This window comes from Pacificibacter marinus, assembly GCF_900109555.1.
Taxonomy (GTDB): Bacteria; Pseudomonadota; Alphaproteobacteria; order Rhodobacterales; family Rhodobacteraceae; genus Celeribacter; species Celeribacter marinus_C.
This window is the reverse complement of sequence record NZ_FNZV01000017.1, coordinates 1-18441: the sequence shown is the minus strand read 5'-3', so window position 1 is coordinate 18441 and position 18441 is coordinate 1. Positions and strand designations below refer to the sequence as shown.

The 18441-nt window shown below is 56.1% G+C and carries 17 protein-coding genes and 1 pseudogene; 14 read left to right on the top strand and 4 right to left on the bottom strand.

Going from position 1 to position 18441, the window contains the following annotated elements:
* Positions 1-25 precede the first annotated feature (25 nt).
* The 3 genes from BM025_RS17025 to BM025_RS17015 form a co-directional block, all read right to left on the bottom strand.
* The gene (locus tag BM025_RS17025) at positions 26-1012 is read right to left on the bottom strand and encodes a sugar ABC transporter substrate-binding protein (RefSeq protein WP_211753588.1); all 987 of its coding nucleotides are present in this window, start codon (positions 1010-1012) and stop codon (positions 26-28) included.
* Between the two features lie 40 nt (positions 1013-1052).
* Entirely contained in the window at positions 1053-2018 is a 966-nt protein-coding gene (locus BM025_RS17020; protein ID WP_085847595.1) for an ABC transporter permease, read from the bottom strand.
* A gap of 494 nt (positions 2019-2512) precedes the next feature.
* A complete protein-coding gene (locus tag BM025_RS17015) occupies positions 2513-3520 on the bottom strand; it encodes a LacI family DNA-binding transcriptional regulator (RefSeq protein ID WP_085847594.1) in 1008 nt (335 codons plus the stop codon).
* A gap of 229 nt (positions 3521-3749) precedes the next feature.
* Here BM025_RS17015 and BM025_RS17010 point away from each other — a divergent pair, with 229 nt between their 5' ends.
* From BM025_RS17010 to BM025_RS16945, 14 genes are all read left to right on the top strand, one after another.
* Positions 3750-5357, top strand: a complete 1608-nt coding sequence (locus BM025_RS17010) for an extracellular solute-binding protein (RefSeq protein ID WP_085847962.1) — start codon at positions 3750-3752, stop codon at positions 5355-5357.
* Between the two features lie 63 nt (positions 5358-5420).
* A complete protein-coding gene (locus tag BM025_RS17005) occupies positions 5421-6281 on the top strand; it encodes a carbohydrate ABC transporter permease (protein WP_085847593.1) in 861 nt (286 codons plus the stop codon).
* Complete coding sequence (locus BM025_RS17000) at positions 6278-7222, top strand: carbohydrate ABC transporter permease (RefSeq protein ID WP_085847592.1); 945 nt, start codon at positions 6278-6280, stop codon at positions 7220-7222. Before BM025_RS17005 ends, BM025_RS17000 begins: the two co-directional genes overlap by 4 nt.
* Positions 7222-8283: an ABC transporter ATP-binding protein gene (locus tag BM025_RS16995; RefSeq protein WP_085847591.1), complete on the top strand. Its 1062-nt coding sequence runs from the start codon at positions 7222-7224 to the stop codon at positions 8281-8283. Before BM025_RS17000 ends, BM025_RS16995 begins: the two co-directional genes overlap by 1 nt.
* Entirely contained in the window at positions 8283-9302 is a 1020-nt protein-coding gene (locus BM025_RS16990; protein WP_085847590.1) for an ABC transporter ATP-binding protein, read from the top strand. The genes BM025_RS16995 and BM025_RS16990 overlap by 1 nt, the downstream gene beginning before the upstream one ends.
* Before the next feature lie 14 nt (positions 9303-9316).
* A complete protein-coding gene (locus BM025_RS16985) occupies positions 9317-10399 on the top strand; it encodes a Gfo/Idh/MocA family protein (protein ID WP_085847589.1) in 1083 nt (360 codons plus the stop codon).
* Between the two features lie 14 nt (positions 10400-10413).
* The gene (locus BM025_RS16980) at positions 10414-11325 is read left to right on the top strand and encodes a sugar phosphate isomerase/epimerase family protein (protein WP_085847588.1); all 912 of its coding nucleotides are present in this window, start codon (positions 10414-10416) and stop codon (positions 11323-11325) included.
* 103 nt (positions 11326-11428) lie between these two features.
* Positions 11429-12607: an aldose 1-epimerase family protein gene (locus BM025_RS16975; RefSeq protein WP_085847587.1), complete on the top strand. Its 1179-nt coding sequence runs from the start codon at positions 11429-11431 to the stop codon at positions 12605-12607.
* Positions 12604-13386, top strand: a complete 783-nt coding sequence (locus BM025_RS16970; protein ID WP_211753587.1) for an SDR family NAD(P)-dependent oxidoreductase — start codon at positions 12604-12606, stop codon at positions 13384-13386. The genes BM025_RS16975 and BM025_RS16970 overlap by 4 nt, the downstream gene beginning before the upstream one ends.
* A gap of 8 nt (positions 13387-13394) precedes the next feature.
* Positions 13395-14588, top strand: coding sequence for a CaiB/BaiF CoA transferase family protein (locus tag BM025_RS16965; RefSeq protein ID WP_085847586.1), 1194 nt, complete (start codon positions 13395-13397; stop codon positions 14586-14588).
* Positions 14585-15700, top strand: coding sequence for an extracellular solute-binding protein (locus BM025_RS16960; protein WP_085847585.1), 1116 nt, complete (start codon positions 14585-14587; stop codon positions 15698-15700). Before BM025_RS16965 ends, BM025_RS16960 begins: the two co-directional genes overlap by 4 nt.
* Positions 15697-16464, top strand: a complete 768-nt coding sequence (locus tag BM025_RS16955) for an enoyl-CoA hydratase/isomerase family protein (protein WP_085847584.1) — start codon at positions 15697-15699, stop codon at positions 16462-16464. Before BM025_RS16960 ends, BM025_RS16955 begins: the two co-directional genes overlap by 4 nt.
* Position 16465: 1 nt before the next feature.
* On the top strand, positions 16466-17632 hold the full coding sequence (locus tag BM025_RS16950) for a fumarylacetoacetate hydrolase family protein (protein ID WP_085847583.1): 1167 nt from the start codon (positions 16466-16468) through the stop codon (positions 17630-17632).
* 13 nt (positions 17633-17645) lie between these two features.
* The gene (locus tag BM025_RS16945) at positions 17646-17909 is read left to right on the top strand and encodes a hypothetical protein (protein ID WP_085847582.1); all 264 of its coding nucleotides are present in this window, start codon (positions 17646-17648) and stop codon (positions 17907-17909) included.
* A 124-nt stretch (positions 17910-18033) separates the two neighbouring features.
* Here the strand turns inward: BM025_RS16945 and BM025_RS16940 are convergent.
* Positions 18034-18315, bottom strand: a pseudogene (locus tag BM025_RS16940) (ATP-binding protein); the annotation flags it as partial.
* Positions 18316-18441 lie beyond the last annotated feature (126 nt).

The following is an 18441-nucleotide window of genomic DNA, read 5'->3' as shown; positions in this document are numbered from 1 at the left end:
CCGATGCCGCAATAGTTTTTAGGGATTACTTCTGAATGCCATCGGCGGTCAGCAGGTTGCCCTCGACATACATGATGTCTTCAGCAGGGGTCTCGCCGTTCATCAGATAGTTGTGCATGGTCACCGTCGCATCAAACGCCTGTTGGAATGGCGCTTGATCAATCAAACCCACCATCTCGCCCGTTTCGATATACGCGGTGTTGTCAGGTGTGTGGTCAAAGCCGACGACCCCGACTTTACCTGTAAGCTCCAGATCTCGAACAGCGCGCGCGGCACCGAACGGCCCACCCGCCGTGACGTAGATCATCTTAAGGTCTGGGTTGGCGGTGTACATGTCTTGCACTTGAGAATATGCGAGTTCGGCACGGTCTTGGTTTTCAAATGGGCCAATAATCTTCACGTCGGGATACTCGGCTGAGAGATAGTCAATTGCGCCATTCATACGCGCCGTGTGCTGTACCGCTCCAAAATAGCCGGTGATGACACCGAGTTTGCCTTCGCCGCCCATTTTCTCGGCCATGAATGCTCCGAGTTGCCTACCAGCACTCGTGCCGTTTTGGCCAATAAATAGGATGCGATCTGATGGAACGCTGCCCTCGGCGATGATGTTGATGGTGGGCACGCCCGCTTCGGCGGCCTCATTGATTGCGCGTTCGGTACCGTCAAAAATCGGCACCGTGACGATCCCGTCATACCCTTGCGCAACAGCGGCTTCGATGCCAGCGATCACTGCTTCTGGCGTCAGGTTGTCCCCAAGGTCAATGTAATCGACGGTGGTGTTGTAGCTTTCCAAATACTTGGTTGCGGCTTTAGCCCCTTCAATGACTGGTATCCAAAACGGATTGTTTTGGAACGCCATGAAGGCGATGCGTTGCGCCTCACCGTTGTTTGCAATTGCCTCGACAGAGCCGCCGTCTGGAAGCGTGTCGTTTGCGAAAGCGGTGCTAGCTACCGCCACCATCGCAAGTGCAACCGATGAGCCAAGTAGCTGTCGTCTCGTTGTCATCCCCATAGTGTTTCCTCCTTTTATGTGGATTGGTTCTGAGTTGCATTTAGTCTTCTCGGCCGCGCTGGACCCCGTCGATGCCAACGGCGAGAATGATCACAAGCCCTTTGGTGACGACCTGCCAGTGCGATGAAACTCCAAGCAAAACGAAGGCGTTACCGAGTAGTGCCATGAGCAACGCGCCGAGAATCACGCCCGGGATCGACCCGCGCCCCCCTGATAGGGCGGTACCGCCCAAGATGACCGCCGCGATCACGTCAAGTTCGTAGCCGCGCCCAAGATCGGGACTTGCCGAGTTCAGGTTGCCAGCAAGGATCAATCCTCCCAAGCCTGCCAAAAGGCCGCTTATTGCGAAAACGAGGACCCTCGTTTTATCGACGTCGATGCCTGCGAGCCGTGCGGCGGTTGGGTTGTCACCTGTGGCGTAGATATTGCGGCCAGCGCGTGTGCGTGTTGCCACAAAATAGAACAGGGCGGCCAATAGGAACATCAGCGCCAGAGATACGGGTACTGTGGCAATGCGTCCCGCCCCGAGCCATGAGGCCCAGCCACTAAAACTGACCGGTATGCCGCCTGTCATAAGAAGCGCGATGCCACGCGCCATTGACAGTGTACCGAGGGTTGCGATGAATGGGTTGATGTGAAGCCGTGTGTATAGAATCGCGTTGAACATGCCTGCGGTCAAGCCAGCTCCAAGTGCGCCGCCTATGCCAAGAATTTGGCTTCCCGTTGTTTCGGCCACGATAGCGCCAGTAACAGCAGACAGGCCGATGACGGAGCCAACCGAGAGGTCAATGCCCCTTGCGATGATCACCAGTGTTTGGCCAAGTGCAACAATAGCAACGACAGAGGCCTGTCTGCCAATGTTCAACAGGTTTCGCTGAGTGAAGAAAAACTCGTTGGCAAACGACATGAAAATGATGAGCAGCAATAGAATGATGGCCACGGATGTTTCGCGACGGGCCAGTAAATTGGTAAACATCGCAGGTGATTTGTGTGTGTTTTCGGTCATGAGTCCGTCATTCTTGCGTTGGTGGTTAATGATGGTAGAGAAATTACCGCGTGGGTTTTGGGAAGGCATCCTGGGGGAAAAGATGCTACTTGCGACATCTCAATCGATCGGCCAATTAGATTATTTGGCTCTTTGATGCTGTGCCAAAGTTGGCCCAAAAGCATGTGCACTCCTTCCGTCCGCCCGGATATTCTGGGGCGTTGTATCTTGCGGCCGCGTTTTGACAGCGATGCCGCTCGCTAATAGCGGCTCTCCACACCGCGATCAGTGATGGGAAGGTGCTGCGAGCGTTGTCGCGAAGCAATCATCTTTAGCCATCATTAATCATCTTTTTACATCATCGAACGCTGTTGTTTCCGTTTTTTCAACGGCTCTTTTGGGCTGAGGGAGAGTGAAGCTTGTTTCTCCGGTAGGTGGAGAAGTCTGAAATGGCAACGGAGTTACCTAAGGTGGCCCGTTCATGAAAGTCGCAGTGCCCTAGCATGCTCGTTCGTTCAATATGACGGAATGTTCTCTCGAAGGATGACTTGTAGACGCGGAGGGTATTCGGGCTCTGATTTGCCGTGCACGGTAGAGGCGAGCAGCTTGATCACTTCGCGGGCTTGCACCTTCGGGTTTTGATCAATCACTGCGTCGAGCGTGCGGTCGATCAACATGACCCGTGTGGCCTCGGTGATGTCATGGGCGACGAATACCGTTTTGCGGGAGATGCCCTTTTCTTGCAGGGCACGCGCGATGCCTTGGTTGCCCGCGCCAATGCTATAGATCGCGTTGATTTTGTTCTTTTCCAGAATGCGCAGTGTTTCTTCATATGCCAGATCGCGGTCGTCGCTGACCTCTGTCAATGCTGCAATCGTCAGGTCGGGGAACTCTTCGGAGAGGATCGAGCGGAACCCCATCTCGCGTTCTTCATGACCGCGATACGCGTGTGAGCCAAGAAATAGCGCGACCTTGTGTTGGCGGTCGGTGGGGAGGAGCCGCCCCACCAAAAGGCCCGCCAATCGACCGGCTGCGCGATTGTCGATGCCGACATAGCCCACTTTGTGTACCGTCGGAATATCGGACACAATCGTGCAAATGTGGACGCCAGTTTGGGCCAAGGCATTCACGGCCTCCCGCACTTCAGGGTGGTCGAGCGCGACAAGTCCAACTGCATCGGTTGCGCCGCGCAGGGCAAGAAGTTGCTCGGCCAGCGTGCCTGGGTCAAAAACCTCGATTTGGTGAATTTTGACGTCACAGTTTCCATAGGACTGGGCTTCTTCGATCAGATGCTGGCGCAGCGCTTTCATGAAGCTGTTGGAGCCCGCGGGCAAAATGAAATCCATCCGCACTGCTGCTTTGGCCGCGCTATGCATCGGCCCGAAGTAGCCAAGGCGTGCCGCCACCTGCATGACAATTTCACGGGTACGCGGGCGCACGCCGTCACGATTGTTTAGCACCCTGTCGACGGTTGCCGACGAGACACCCGCCTCGCGCGCAATTTCAGAAGCCGTGGTTTTCATGAGAATCCTCTTGAGTCGATAGATGATGATATTGAAGCTTTTTTATATCAAAAGACATCAAATTGGGTTGGTGAGCAAGGATTTAGGGCCACTGTCGGCGCTTATGTCGCTAGATTTATAGCGAAATGATTAATTTTGATGGAAAATGATTATCGTGATCCCGCCATTATTGTGGAGATTTACTTCCACTGATGCGCCCATTGCGGCGCTCAAATGGGAGGAAACAATAATGTCTAAATCGACAATGACTCGACGCAAGTTTTTAAGCGCTGCGAGCCAGTCCACCGCCATGGCTGCAGTGTCGTCACCACTCTTTTTGCGCCCTGATCGCGCACATGCTGCCGCAGATTTGAGCGAAGGCATGATCGGCGGACCAACTGGTTTTGCTGGCGCTGAGCGCTACCAATATGGTCCCGATACGCCTGAGGGGCGCGCTGTGGAGGCGGCGCGCTCGATGAAGGCGGGAGGCGAGGCACCAGCGCGTATCGTGTTGGGTCTCTCGGATGGATCCATTGGCCAAATCACTCAACCGTTCCCCGCTGGTGCGCCATCGGTCAAAGAGCTGTGGGAGCAAGAAACCGGCATCGAGTTAGACATCGTGGGCGTGCCAAACGGCCAAGAGTTCACCAAAGTGATGCAAGACGTCTCGACCAAATCGGGTGGTTTTGACATCTACGCGGTCGAATGGAACCGCTTGGGCGACCTCGCGGAAACTGGCGGCATTGTGAACCTTGATGAATATGTCGAGACATATCGGCCCGAATGGGATGACCCAGAGCGCGGTTATGTGACCGGTGAAAAAGGCGTTTCGCTACTCAACGAATATCGCGGCGCGGTCTATGGCGTGTCGCTCGACGGCGACTTCCAAACGTGGAACCACCGTACCGACCTGTTCAACGATCCAGCCGAGCAAAAGGCCTTCGCGGGTCAATACGGCTACGCGCTGCGCCCGCCGCAGACATGGAAAGAGCACGATGAAATCGCGGCGTTCTTCCACCGTCCTGACCAAGGTCTGTTCGGGTCGACTGACCTGCGCAACCAAGGGTGGGGCTATACAAACTGGTATCAGCGTTTCGTGTCCATGGCGTCGCCAAACCAATTCCTGTTTGCAGATGACGGCACGGCGTTGATCAATTCGGACGCGGGTTGGTCGGCCACACAAGAATATATCGACAGCCTTGCGCACCACTCCCCCGACGCTATTTCCTGGAGCTGGCCAGAGCAGTATGGCAACTTCGCCAATGGTGGCGCGGCGATGACTTGCGCCTTCTCGAACCTACCGAAGTTCCTCGATAATCCGGGCAACGAAGGTTCCAAGGTAACGGGAAAAATTGGCACGCATCTGGCACCAGGACGTGAACATGACGGCAAGCTTGTCCGTCGTTCCGTACTTTGGCTGAATTTGTCCGCCTGTGTTTCGGCACAATCCGAGCACCCTGAGGTTGCATACCTGTTGCTGCAGTGGTTGGGCTCAAGCCGGATTTATAGCTGGATGACAGCGAACCCGGGTGGCTATTTCGATCCGTTCCAACTGGCGAATTTCTCGGATGATTTGGTGCGTCAGACCTACCACGATTACCACATGGATGTGGTGCGTGAGAGCGTGAAGCGGACGGTGCCGACGATCAACTACCCGGGCGCGACCGCGTTCCACAATGCGTTAGATGAAAATCTGATGGCGGCTTTGACGGGTAGCATGAGCGCGGAGCAGGCGATGGCCAACACAGAAAAACAGTGGAAACGTATCTCGCGCCGCGTTGGCGAAGAGAAGCTGGTGGATGCGATCAAGGCGAATAAGGCAGCGTGGCCTGACCTTCTTGACCCCATCGACAGCTAATTCTCCCTGGCCTGACCGGGCAGCTTGCCTAAGCTGTCCGGTCCCTTTTTCTGGAATTTAAACATGCAACGCTCCCTGAAATTCGAAGTCTTTCGCTATGCTGCGATCGCGGCGTTTTTGGCGCTGTCGCTCATCCCAACGCTGTGGATGATTTCGATGGCCTTCAAGCCGATCGCTGAATGGCAATCCACTGGTGCTGACCTGACGTGGTGGCCCAAAAACCCAACCCTCGACAACTTCCGTTTCATTTTTGGTGAAAGCAGTTCTGACATGATCTCGGCGCTTGAGCGCACGGCGGGGCGTCCGATTTTGGCCTCACTTCTGTCTGCGGGCTTCGGCACCGTGATTGCTATGCTCGCGGGCACCTCGGCCGCCTATGGGCTGTCGCGATTTGGCTATGGTGGAAACTTGCCGTTGGCACTGGTGCAGTTGCGCCTGTTTCCCCCAATGGCGGTGATGATCCCCGTGATGATTATGTGGGCCTTCTTGGGGCTGATCGACAGCTGGATTGGTCTCGCGCTGATCTATGGCATCGTGACACTGCCCTTCGCCTTCTGGCTGATGAAGACCTTCTTTGACGATATGCCGCGTGAAATCGAAGACGCAGCGCTGGTCGAGGGGTGCTCGCGCTGGCGCGTATTCTTGCGGGTCACGCTTCCGATGATGCGCCCTGCGTTAGCCTCCTCTGCACTTTTCATCTTCATCCTCAACTGGTCGGATTATCTGATCGCATTGCTGCTGACGACACGGGACTGGGTCACCATCCCCGTCTACATGGCGTCGCTGTCGTCCTCGATGACGGGTCAGCTATACGGCGCGAAAGCCGCACTTGGCCTGATTGCCGCAGTGCCGCCCGTCATCATGGGCATTGCGATCCAAAAACAACTCGTGCGCGGGCTGACATTTGGAGCATTGAAAGAATGACCGATATGACTTCAAATACACCTTCCCGATCACAGTCGCAGTCTGCGGCTGACGAGGGTGCGGGGCGCGAAGAGAAGCGTCTGGGCTTTGCGCTCACGCTCCCTGCACAGCTTTTGGTGCTGTTCATTGCTCTGTTCCCGATCTTGATGCAGGTCTACATCTCGCTCACAGATTGGTCGCCCTTGGACGGTATCCCGTGGTATCGCGCTTATGAGTTGTGGATCGGCTTGACCAACTACGTTGATCTCGCGGGGGACCCGCGGTTCTGGTCGGCAATATGGCGAACGCTCATTGTGATGCTGATCTGCGTGCCGGTGCAATTTCTGCTCGGTCTCGGGCTAGCGATCCTCTTCGTGGATGAATTCCCCGGACGCCGCGCAATGTATTCGACGATTTTGGTGCCCATGATGGTGGTCCCAGCTGTGGCGGGTTACATGTTCTTCATGTTGTTCCAATCCGGTGGGCCGATCAACGGGATCCTGTCCTTCCTGCTCGGCAGTTCGGTGCAAATCGCTTGGCTGAGCGACCCTGATCTGGCGCTTCTGGGGGTGATCATCTCCGACATCTGGCAGTGGACGCCGTTGATGTTTCTGATCCTTTTGGCGGGCATGCTCTCCGTGCCGCAAGATCAGCAAATGGCGGCCGTGTTGCTCGGTGCAGGCTGGTGGCGACGGTTCTTCACAATCGTGTTGCCCCGCATGAAAACTATCATCGTGATCGCTATCGCAATTCGCGTGATTGAGAATTTCAAAGTGTTCGATAACTTCTACATCATAACCGGAGGCGGCCCCGGCGTCGCGACGGAAACGATTTCGATCTACATCTATAAGGTCACGCAGAACGACCTGATCTGGGGCTATGTTGCGGCGATCGCACTTGCCATTCTGATTGTTCTCTCCATCGTTTCTGGGATGGCTATTTCAAGAATGAGGAAGGGCTAATGACTGAGATTGTCCTTGAAAACCTAGGCAAAAAATTCGGTGAGTTCACTGCGCTCAACGGTATGAACCTCACGATCGCCAACGGTGAATTCGTCGCGCTTCTCGGCCCATCTGGCTGCGGCAAATCGACGACGATGAACATGATTGCCGGAATGCTTGACCCCACTGAAGGCGAAATTCGCTTTAGCGGGAAAAAGATGAATGGCGTGCCTATGGGGCGTCGTGGCGTTGGATTTGTGTTCCAAAATTATGCGATTTTCACGCATATGACTGTGCGCGAAAACTTGGCCTACGGGCTCAAAGCGCAAGGTGAGAGCGCCTCGCAAACCAAGCGGCGCGTCGATGATATTGCTGAACTTTTGCAGCTGACCGATCTGTTGGATCGCAAGGCGGCGGGGTTGTCGGTGAACATCTTGCAGCGTTTGGCTATTGGTCGTTCAGCTGTCGTCGAGCCATCCATTTTCCTGCTTGACGAGCCACTGTCGAATGTTGATGCCGCGTTCCGGTCCGTGATGCGTTCCGAGTTGAAAGCACTTCAGCGTCAGTTCAAACAGACGATGGTTTACGTCACGCACGATCAACTTGAAGCGATGACAATGGCGGACCGTATTGCGGTCATGGATCATGGAAAGCTGCTGCAAGTCGGCACGCCGTTGGAGGTGTATAACAACCCTGTTGATACCTTCGTTGCGCGCTTTATCGGTGCCCCAGGCATGAACCTGCTCAAGGGGCATGTGGGCAGCGCTGACGGCGCAGCTTCTGTTGATTTGGGGGCGACGGGCAGGACCAAGGTGGTTGATGCCAAATCTAAAGGCGACGTGATTTTTGGCTTCCGACCTGAAGAGGTGAAACCTGATCCCAAGGGCGAGCTGCACATGGCCGTGACCATGGTGGAGCACATTGGTGCGCGCACCATTCTTCATTTGATGGAAGGGCAGCACGAAGCCAAGGCCGTGCTGCCAGCGGGCAGTGACGTTCCAAATCAAGGTGATATTTTTCACTTTAACGTGCCTGGAACGGCTGTGCGTCTGTTCGATGCGACAACAGAAAGGGCGCTGTGATGGCTTCGATTACCTTTGAGAACGTGACCAAACGTTTTGGCGATACCGTGGCCGTGGATGACGTCAGTTTTGAAATCCGAGACAATGCGTTTTTCTGTCTTTTCGGGCCACCGCTGTCGGGAAAATCGACAATCCTCAAGTTGATCTTGGGGTTGGAGCAACCTGACGAAGGCGAAATCCTGATCGACGGCCGCCCTGTATCCCATGTGAATCCTGCGAGACGCAATGTGGCGATGGTGTTTCAGAACTTGGCTCTGTTCCCACACATGACCGCGCTGGACAACGTGTGTTTCCCACTGGTGGAGCGGCGCATTGCAAAAGAGGAGATCGACGCCAAAGTGTGCGACGTGTCGGAGAAGCTGCACATCGGACACATCCTGCACAAAACCCCTGCGCAACTGTCGGGCGGGGAGCGTCAACGCGTGGCCATCGCTCGTGCGCTGGTGCGCGATCCGGTGGCCTATTTGATGGATGATCCTATCTCGGCCCTCGACGCGCGGTTGCGCGAGCAGACACGTGTAGAGTTGCGGCGCATTCAACAAGAGCTGGGCAAAACCCTCGTCTATGTCACCCATGACCAAGAGGAGGCTATGTCGGTCGCCGACATGATGGCGGTGTTTAAGGACGGCAAAATCTGTCAGACGGGCACGCCTGACACGCTCTATCAACGCCCAAATTCGACCTATGTGGCGGGGATGCTTGGCGCGCCTGCGATGAATGTTTTGCCAATGAATATGGCCGATATGCTGGGTGCGCTGGCGGGCCCTAATGGGTCGAAGCACTTCGGCGTGCGGCCCGAAAACCTGCGGATCACCAAGGGCAGTGATGCCATGATTTCGGAGGTCGAACCATTGGGTGGATCTACAACGGTCCATATAACCGCGGGGGATGTGGCACTGACATCCACCATGCTCGGCCAGCCACAGTTTGAGGCGGGCACGCAGATCGGTCTCGCCGTCAATTCAGGGCAAACGCTATTCTTTGACGGCGCAGGCAATACGCTTGCTGCCGCGCAATAATCGGAGGGGACACGATGAGCTTTACGCCAAAACCAAATCCGGACATTCGGGTTCGAGACTATAAAATCGGCTGTATCGGCGCAGGTATGATCATGGCCGAGTGTCACCTTGCGGCCTATGCCGAGGCGGGGTTTCCCGTCGCGGCCATTGCATCGCGGACAAAATCGAAGGCCGAAGAGGTGGCCAAGCGGTGGGACATCCCCACGGTGCATGACACGCCCGAAGACCTGTTGGCTGATTCCGAAATTGAAATCCTCGACATTGCCTATCCGCCGAGCCTTCAGCCCGCGTTGATCCGGGCGGCCTTGGCGCAGCCGCATATCAAAGGCATCCTTGCGCAAAAGCCATTGGCGTTGTCGCTTGAGGAAGCGCGCGCCTTGCGTGATGAGGCGAAGGCGGCGGGCAAGTCGCTTAGCGTCAATCAGAACATGCGGTTCGACCAATCCATGCAGGTGCTAAAGCAACTGCTCGATGGTGGTATCCTTGGCGAGCCTGTTTTTGCACAAATCGACATGCACGCGATCCCACACTGGCAGGGCTTCTTGGCGGATTATGATCGCCTGACCCTGTCGAATATGAGCGTCCATCACCTCGATGCACTGCGCTTTTTGTTCGGTGATCCATCCGAGGTCACAAGCCTGACGCGCACCGATCCGCGCACCGAATTTGACCACATGGACGGTATTGTCGTCACCACCTTGCGTTTCCCCTCTGGCCTCATGGCTTTGAGTCTGGAGGACGTTTGGTCTGGCCCGCGTCAAGAGGGATATGAGGACGATCAACACATCCACTGGCGGGTCGAATGCACCAAGGGCGTGGCGCGGGGCACCATCGGTTGGCCTACGGGCCAAGCCTCGACGCTTGAATTTGCCAGCACGGACGAGACCGGCGGCAAGTGGCAATCGCCAGGCTGGGAGACCATGTGGTTCCCCCATGCCTTCATCGGCGTGATGGAACAGCTGCAATACGCCATTCACACGGGCAGTACGCCCGCGCTGAACGTGGCCGACAATGTGCGCACCATGGCGCTGGTTGAGGCCGCATACCAATCCATCGAACACGGCCGCACGGTGCGGCTTGATCTAAGCAACGACTGAGGGAGGAACTCACTATGATGCAAACAGGAATTTTCTCGGGATATTTCCCGTATGATCTCAAAAAAACCTGCGAAGTCATTCGCGGCCATAACTTTAATACGGTGCAGCTCGACTTGCATTTCAAAGATATGGACCTGTCGACGGGCAATATCACCAAAGAGAAATGCAAAGTGATCCGCGAAACGTTCCGCGACCACCACCTGCCGATTTCGGCAACCTCTTGCTACACCAATATAGTGCATCCTGATCCCGAACGCCGCAAGCAACTTTTGACCCACTTCAAAGAAGTGCTCGCCAATGCGCAGTATCTCGGCTCGCCTTACGTGTGCTCTGAGACAGGGACGTTCGACACCGAGAGCGATTGGGTACACCACCCGAAGAACAAGACCGAAGAGGGCTGGGATGACTGCCGCACTGTGATCGCTGATCTGGCGCAACATGCCTATGATCACGGCTCTGTTTTCCTGCTGGAGACTTACGTGAACAACGTTGTTGGCTCGGTCGAGGAGACATTGCGCATGTTCGCCGAGGTGGATCATCCTGGCTTGGGCTTGATCATGGATCCAACGAATTACTTCGAGGATCACAACATCGGCAAGATGGACGAGACGCTGAACCATGTGTTCGATGCGCTCTCCGACAAAATCTGTCTGGCCCACGCCAAAGATGTGAAATCGTCCGTCGATATGGGCGAAAAGCACAGTGATATCGGCGACGAAGACGCGGCTGAAAGCCACACGTTTCGCGGTGTAGGGGCGATCGAATTGCCGGCCCCGGGTCTTGGTGACTTGAACTACGACCTCTACCTGCAACGCCTCGCTAAAAAGCATCCGAATATTCCGATGATCATCGAGCATCTGGAAGAGGCAGACGTGCCGCGCGCGAAGGCCTTCCTAGACGGAAAACTGCGCGAAAACGGGTGCTGATTTAGCAGCATCTAACCCTTGGGTCGCAGTTTCTCTGCGGCCCGATCAAAACGATACTTAACGAAGAACACCAAGGCGATGCGCGTTGGTGAACGGAGACGTAATGGTCAAATTGTACGACAAAGATCTGACTCGAAAAGAGGTCGCAGCATTGAGTGGTGGCCTTGGCCATGCCGCTGGTGTGCGTAGTCTGGAGCTGTCTGATGGCGTGGAACGCGGCATTCGGATGTTGGAGTTTCGCTCCGGCACGGGGTTGCGGTTCACCGTTTTGGTGGATCGGGCCATGGACATCGCGGAATGCGAGCATCAAGGTCGCGCTATTGGCTGGCATTCCCCCACAGGGTTCCGCCATCCTGCGCTGCATGAATATGAGGGCGAGGGCGGTCTTGGCTGGTTGCGCAGTTTCTCTGGGCTGATGGTCACCTGCGGGTTGGATCACACGCTGTTCATGAACGAGACCTCCACGGAGGAATATAATTATGCGCCACGCCAGAATGCCCAACACTCGCTGCATGGGCGGGTTGGCACTATTCCTGCGCGATTGACGGGCTATGGCGAGCGTTGGGAGGGAGACCGGTGTTTCTTGTGGGCCGAAGGAGTCGTGACGCAAGCGGTTGTGTTTGGCGAAAACTTGGAGCTGCGCCGTCGCATCGAGGTGGAGGTTGGCACCAATGACATCCAGCTCACCGACGAGGTCACGAACCGTGGCTTCTACCGCACGCCGCATATGTATTGCTATCACATCAATCTCGGCCATCCTGTGCTCGAAGAGGGTGCGCGCTATCTCGCGCCGATCAAAGAAGTCGTCTGGGCCGCTCACGAAAACACCTATGAACAACAAGGTGTTGGCTACCGTATTCTGCCTGAGCCGCAGCAGAATTTTCACGAGCAAGTCTGGCAACATGCCATGGTCGCGGACGGGGCTGGTGAAATCCCCGTCGCGCTGGTGAATGACCGCTTGGGCCTGGGCCTGATGGTGACCACCAAAGCTGCGCAATTCCCCTGTCAATTTAATTGGCAAAACCTGCAAGCGGGGCAATATGCGATCGGGATCGAGCCATCGACCCATCACGTTTTGGGCAACAATGCGGCGCGGGATCGAGGTGAGATGATCTGGCTCGAACATGGTGAGAACCGTCGCTATGACTCCCGATTTACCGTGCTGGATGATGCCGCAGCAGTGGCAAGTGCCGAAGCCAAAATTCAGTGTATTATCATGCAGCCGGATGAAGATTTTCCGAAGCCAACAGGGGTGTTCGCGCCGATTGGAGGCCGAGGATGAGCGCGACAAACGTCGTAATTGGAACGTCTGACTCCATGCAGGGCCGCCGCGTTTTATACACAGGTGCCTCGGGCGGATTGGGTCATCAAACCACGCTGGATTTGCTGGCGACGGGGGCCACAGTGTTCGCCATTGACCGTGACCACAGCAAGAACGAGTTTTTGCTATCGGACACGCCGCCGGAGTTGGCGGAGCGGCTGCATCTCATCGAGTTGGACATGACAGACATGGATGCGTTGACCAAGACCCTACAAGATATAACGGCTGAGGCGCCGATTGATGTGGTTATCAACAATGCGGCGATTTACCCGTCAAAGCCCTTCGAAGACTTTAGCTTAGACGAGCATCGTGCGGTGCACGCGGTCAACGTCGAAGCGGCGCTGATCTGCGTGAAGGAAGCGCTTCCCGGTATGCGAGATCAAGGCTGGGGCCGCATCATCAATGTCACCTCAATTACATTGTCTGGCGGCTGGGAAAACCTTTCGCCCTATGTGCAGTCCAAGGGCGCGTTGCTCGGGCTGACCCGCGCTTGGGCGCGGGAATTTGGCAAATGGGGCATCACCTCAAACGCCATCGCGCCGGGGGCCTTCCCCACCGATGCCGAGAAAATCCACCCCGACCCAGAAGGCTACAAAGCCTTTGTGCTCGATCACCAATCGATCAAACGACGCGGCACGCCACATGACATCGCGTCGGTCATTTTGTTCCTCGCCTCGCAGGGCGCGGGCTTCGTAACTGGACAATCAATTGCCGTCGATGGCGGCTGGAACATGAACTGAGGCACAGCATGACTATCCTAAAAGGCTACACCGTTTTGGACTGCTCAATCGCGATGGCGGGGCCTTTGGCCGCGCAGCGTTTGGGTGATCTTGGGGCCGATGTGATCAAGATCGAACCCGTCAACGGTGAATGGCAACGCCACACAGCCGCAGGTGACGCGAAGGGCAACGAGATCAACGTCTCGTTTTTGTCGCTCAACCGCAACAAACGCTCGCTGGCGATTGATCTAAAATCAGATGAAGGCCACAAAATCATCCGTCAACTTGTCGCAAAATCAGACGTGTTCATCCAAAACTACCGCGCAGGTGTCGCGGATCGTTTGGGGGTGGACTACGACACGCTGGCGGCGATCAACCCCAACCTCGTTTACGTCTCGATGTCGGGCTTCGGCGAGACCGGCCCATACGTGAAACGCCCCGGTCAAGACCTGCTGTTGCAGGCGATGTCGGGGGCGATGCTGTCGGCGGGGCGCAAGGGAGAGGCACCACAAGCGGCGGGGCAATACTTGGTCGATGCCGTGACAGCGTATTCGGCGTTTGAGGGCGCATTGGCGGCTTTGCTGCACCGCGAACGTACAGGCGAGGGACAAAAGGTTGAAGTCAACATGCTTGACGCCATTACCACGCTGCAGATGCAGGAGCTGTCAGTCTTTACCGTGGGGGGCGTCCCGCAAACGCGGAGCGACGAGCCTCACGCCCACTCCTATATTCGTGCGCCCTACGGGACGTTCAAAACGCGTAACGGCTACATCGCCATTGCGATGCCCGATTTCGACGGGTTGTCACGCGCGCTTGACGCGCCCGCACTGAGCGGCTTGGATGTCGATCAAGCGGGTTGGACTGACCGAGATCAGACATTCGCAATGGTCCGCGAAGCTGTGGTCAAATTCAATACCGATGACGTGTTGAAACGCCTTGAGGCCGAGGGTGTTTGGTCTGGCCCCGTCTACAGTTACGCGGATCTGGTTGCCGACCCGCAAATCGCTCACAACCAGACCTTCGTGGAATACGACCACCCGACCGAGGGGCGGGTCAAAACGCCAGGGTTCCCTATTCGTTTTGGCCGAACCCCGTCGTCGATCCGCTATGGCGCGCCGCTTACGGGGGAGCATACTGACGATATCCTCAAGGATCTGGGTGTTTCTGAGCAGGACATCCAAAGCCTCGCAGATACAGGTGTTATCGGGCGGAGGGAAAAATGACCTACCGAGGCCTAACGTGGGATCACCCAAGAGGTTACAATGCATTGGCCGCTGCCGAGAAGAACGGGGGCCCAGTGCGGTGGGATGTGCAGCCGCTTGAGGGGTTTGAAAGTGCTCCGATTGCGGAGCTGTGCGCGCGTTACGATCTGGTGGTTTTGGATCACCCGCATCTGGGGGAGGCAATGGCCGCAGAGTGCTTGCAACCGTTAGAGTCGCTTTTCTCTTCGGCGCAATTGGAGGCGTTCGCAGCCACCGCCGTGGGGCCGTCTTTCACAAGCTATGAGATGAATGGGAAGTTGTGGGCCTTGCCCCTCGATGCCGCCTCGCAGGTCATGGCCCTTCGCCCTGATCTCATCGACACTGTGCCAAAGAATTGGGATGAGGTTGTGGCGCTTTCGGAGTCTGGCAATGTCGCCTTGTCTTTGGCGGGGCCGCATGCATTTTTGAGCCTCTTGTCCATCATCGCAGCACTTGAGCCCACCACCGATATGTCCAATGGTAACTGGCCAAACGACAGTGTGCTGGCGCGTGCCTATTCGATTTTGCAACAGCTTTTCACCCATGCATCCAAGGCGGCCCTCGGCCTGAACCCGATTGGCTTGTTGGAGCACATGTCGACCCACGACGACATCGCGCTGATCCCTTTGATCTACGGCTATGTGAATTATGCGCGCGGCGGCAGGGAAAAACCGTTGCGGTTTCACGATGCACCACGGGTGGGCGCTGGCCCCCCTGGTTCGATTATTGGCGGGACGGGTATTGCGCTGTCACAGTGTGCGCAAGTATCGGACGCGTTACGCGACCACTTGATGTGGTTGATGTCGCCCGAGGCGCAATCTGGTTTCATTCCTGACCACGATGGGCAACCCAGTCTGCGAAGCGCATGGGCAGATGCGGACGTGAACGCCGCCAGTGGCGGGTTCTATGACAACACACGCGACACATTGGAGGCGGCGACCATTCGCCCCCGCCACAACGGCTATATTGCTTTCCAATCCGATGCCTCCGCCTACCTGCGCATGGCTTTGGACACAGACATTGATGCAAACACAGTTGCGGCACGGATGACAGAAATGTTCCATGCCAACCGCCTTGAAAGGAGCCTCGCATGAGCGATGATCTAACACTTGAAATCGAAGGCCACGTGGCCATCATCACTTACAACCGTCCGCAAAAACTCAACGCTATGACGCCAGAAATGGCGGCCGCACTGCGGGCCGCGGTGGAGGTATGTAATACCAACAATGAGGTGCGCGCGGTGGTGCTGACAGGGGCGGGAAAAGCCTTTTGCGCAGGCTCGGATATTGCCGAGTTGGACCGGTACGCGACCGCTTGGGATTTTCGCAATCGTCCCGAATATTGTGACGTATTACGCGCCTTGTTGAAGCCGTCTATCGCCGCAATTAACGGCTACGCGTTTGGCGGTGGGTTAGAGATGGCGATGTCTTGCGATATACGGATTGCTGCCGATACGGCTATTCTTGCCGCGCCTGAAATCAAACTTGGATGGATTGGCGGCGGCGGTATGGCGGCGATGTTGGCCAATTCAATCGGGCCCTCGAATGCCGCGTTGATGATCATGACAGGCGACCCAATCGACGCAGAAAAGGCGGAGAAATGGGGTCTGCTGAGTGAAGTTGCTCCTAAGGATCAGTTGCTCGCACGGGCCAAAGACATCGCCGAGACGATAGCGTCACGCGCGCCGATTGCGGCTGAAACGGCCCGTGAAAATCTTAAGGCGGCGTTCAATATGCCATTGGAGAAAGCAATCGCCTACGAGCGTGATCTCCAATCCATTTGTTTCGCCACGGATGATGCCATGGAGGGGCGCGCGGCCTTTGCTGAAAAGCGTACTCCTAACTTTGAGCGGAAGTAAAATGTCTGATCTGAATACGACACCAATGGCCTCTGATTTCGACGGAAAAGGCGTGCCACTGGGCCGCGTCTGGAATGCGGATGTGGATGGGCCGAGCGTTGTGACACTTCGCGCGGGCAGGATAATTGATATCACTTCGAAAGAGGCACCCACCGTCCGCGATATTTGTGAAATGGCGACCTCTGCGGACTATGTGAAAAATGCACAAGGGCGCGATATCGGCGCGGTACAGGCGATTGCGGGCAACGCAGTTGGCGATCTGTCGAAAACGCATTTCCTCGCCCCTTGTGATCTACAAGCCGTGAAGGCGTGCGGGGTTACCTTCGCCGCGTCAATGGTGGAGCGCGTGATTGAGGAGCGCGCGGCAGGGGACCCACAATTGGCCGAGACCATTCGCGCGCGGGTGGGGGCCGTGATCGGGGAAAGTTTGCGCGACATCAAAGCCGGAAGTGACGAGGCCGCCGAGGTCAAGGCGGCGCTGATCGCTGAAGGGCTGTGGAGCCAATATCTCGAAGTGGGGATCGGCCCCGACGCCGAAGTGTTCTCCAAAGCGCAGGTTTTGTCATCTATGGGACCGGGGGCCGATGTCGGGCTGCACCCGATTTCCAATTGGAATAATCCAGAGCCAGAAGTCGTTCTTGCGGTTTCTTCCGCAGGGAGGATTGTGGGCGCGACGCTGGGCAATGACGTGAACCTGCGCGATGTCGAGGGGCGCTCGGCGCTGTTGCTGTCTAAGGCCAAAGACAACAACGCCTCTTGTGCCATCGGGCCGGTGATCCGCCTGTTCGACGGCGCATTCTCGCTTGATGATGTGCGTGCCGCCGAGGTCGATTTGACCGTCCATGGCACCGAAGGGTTCACCATGACGGGCCATTCCTCGATGAAGGAAATCAGCCGCGACCCGACGGACTTGGTGCGCCAAACCGTGGGGCGGCATCACCAATATCCTGACGGGTTGATGTTGTTCCTCGGGACGTTGTTTGCGCCGACGCAAGACCGCGATGTCAAAGGCGAGGGGTTCACTCATAAGATTGACGACACTGTTGTGATTTCAGCCCCTGGCTTCGGTGCGCTTCGCAACCGCGTACGGCTCTCGACGCACTGCCCTGAATGGACGTTCGGCGCGAGTCACTTGATGCGAAATCTCGCACAACGAAACCTGATCTAGGGAATTTAACATATTGAAACATAAGCATTTGGTCGCAGGTCAATGGATCGGCGGCGTCGAGCGTTTTGCCAATGAACCTGTCAGCGGCACCGCAGATGCGTTCGCTGTTGGTACAGTCGAATTGGTAGAGCAAGCCTGTGAAGCGGCCGAGGTAGCCTTCGAGAGTTATGGCAATACCTCGCGCACAAACCGCGCCACGTTCCTGCGTAAGATTGCCGAGGAGATCGACGCGCGTGGTGTCAATCGCAGAGTAAAAAGGGGCCAAATCGCGGCGTAAAACTGGTCCACTGACTTATCGTTTTTCATGCGCTTTGGCGCGAGTGCTTGTCATATAGCTAACGCGTGCCAAAGCGCATGTTGGCCCTTGGGCCAACATTGTTCTGATCTGGATTTAGGTTTGATTATTGTTGTTTGTTACGGCTGTATTTGAGCCTGTAGCTTTCGCCGTTCATCTCGAGAATGTGGACGTGATGGGTCAAGCGATCCAGCAACGCGCCTGTCAGCCGCTCAGAGCCGAAGACCTCGGTCCATTCATCAAAGGGCAGGTTCGAGGTAATGATGATGGACCCGCGTTCGTAGCATTGAGATGTAACTTCAAAGAGCAATTCCGCGCCCGATTTACTGAGCAGAACGAAGCCCAACTCATCAATGATCAGGAGGTTCTGGCTGGTAAGTTGAACCTGTCGCGGTTTGATGCCGCTCTTTTGATAGCATTTACTGCATGTATGGATGCCCCCATTGGTGCAAGAGATTTCTGAACGGTTTGAGCGTGTGATCGGATGCGGTCATGTATCAGGCCTCTCGTTGCA

What these genes read in the sequence shown, in the direction of transcription:
- BM025_RS16970 (WP_211753587.1), top strand. Translation starts at nt 12,604, where the DNA reads ATGAGCGCGACAAACGTCGTAATTGGAACGTCTGACTCCATGCAGGGC.
- BM025_RS17000 (WP_085847592.1), top strand. Translation starts at nt 6,278, where the DNA reads ATGACCGATATGACTTCAAATACACCTTCCCGATCACAGTCGCAGTCT.
- BM025_RS16950 (WP_085847583.1), top strand. Translation starts at nt 16,466, where the DNA reads ATGTCTGATCTGAATACGACACCAATGGCCTCTGATTTCGACGGAAAA.
- BM025_RS16990 (WP_085847590.1), top strand. Translation starts at nt 8,283, where the DNA reads ATGGCTTCGATTACCTTTGAGAACGTGACCAAACGTTTTGGCGATACC.
- BM025_RS17010 (WP_085847962.1), top strand. Translation starts at nt 3,750, where the DNA reads ATGTCTAAATCGACAATGACTCGACGCAAGTTTTTAAGCGCTGCGAGC.
- BM025_RS16980 (WP_085847588.1), top strand. Translation starts at nt 10,414, where the DNA reads ATGATGCAAACAGGAATTTTCTCGGGATATTTCCCGTATGATCTCAAA.
- BM025_RS16960 (WP_085847585.1), top strand. Translation starts at nt 14,585, where the DNA reads ATGACCTACCGAGGCCTAACGTGGGATCACCCAAGAGGTTACAATGCA.
- BM025_RS17025 (WP_211753588.1), bottom strand. Translation starts at nt 1,012, where the DNA reads ATGGGGATGACAACGAGACGACAGCTACTTGGCTCATCGGTTGCACTT.
- BM025_RS16975 (WP_085847587.1), top strand. Translation starts at nt 11,429, where the DNA reads ATGGTCAAATTGTACGACAAAGATCTGACTCGAAAAGAGGTCGCAGCA.
- BM025_RS16955 (WP_085847584.1), top strand. Translation starts at nt 15,697, where the DNA reads ATGAGCGATGATCTAACACTTGAAATCGAAGGCCACGTGGCCATCATC.
- BM025_RS17015 (WP_085847594.1), bottom strand. Translation starts at nt 3,520, where the DNA reads ATGAAAACCACGGCTTCTGAAATTGCGCGCGAGGCGGGTGTCTCGTCG.
- BM025_RS17020 (WP_085847595.1), bottom strand. Translation starts at nt 2,018, where the DNA reads ATGACCGAAAACACACACAAATCACCTGCGATGTTTACCAATTTACTG.
- BM025_RS16995 (WP_085847591.1), top strand. Translation starts at nt 7,222, where the DNA reads ATGACTGAGATTGTCCTTGAAAACCTAGGCAAAAAATTCGGTGAGTTC.
- BM025_RS16985 (WP_085847589.1), top strand. Translation starts at nt 9,317, where the DNA reads ATGAGCTTTACGCCAAAACCAAATCCGGACATTCGGGTTCGAGACTAT.
- BM025_RS17005 (WP_085847593.1), top strand. Translation starts at nt 5,421, where the DNA reads ATGCAACGCTCCCTGAAATTCGAAGTCTTTCGCTATGCTGCGATCGCG.
- BM025_RS16965 (WP_085847586.1), top strand. Translation starts at nt 13,395, where the DNA reads ATGACTATCCTAAAAGGCTACACCGTTTTGGACTGCTCAATCGCGATG.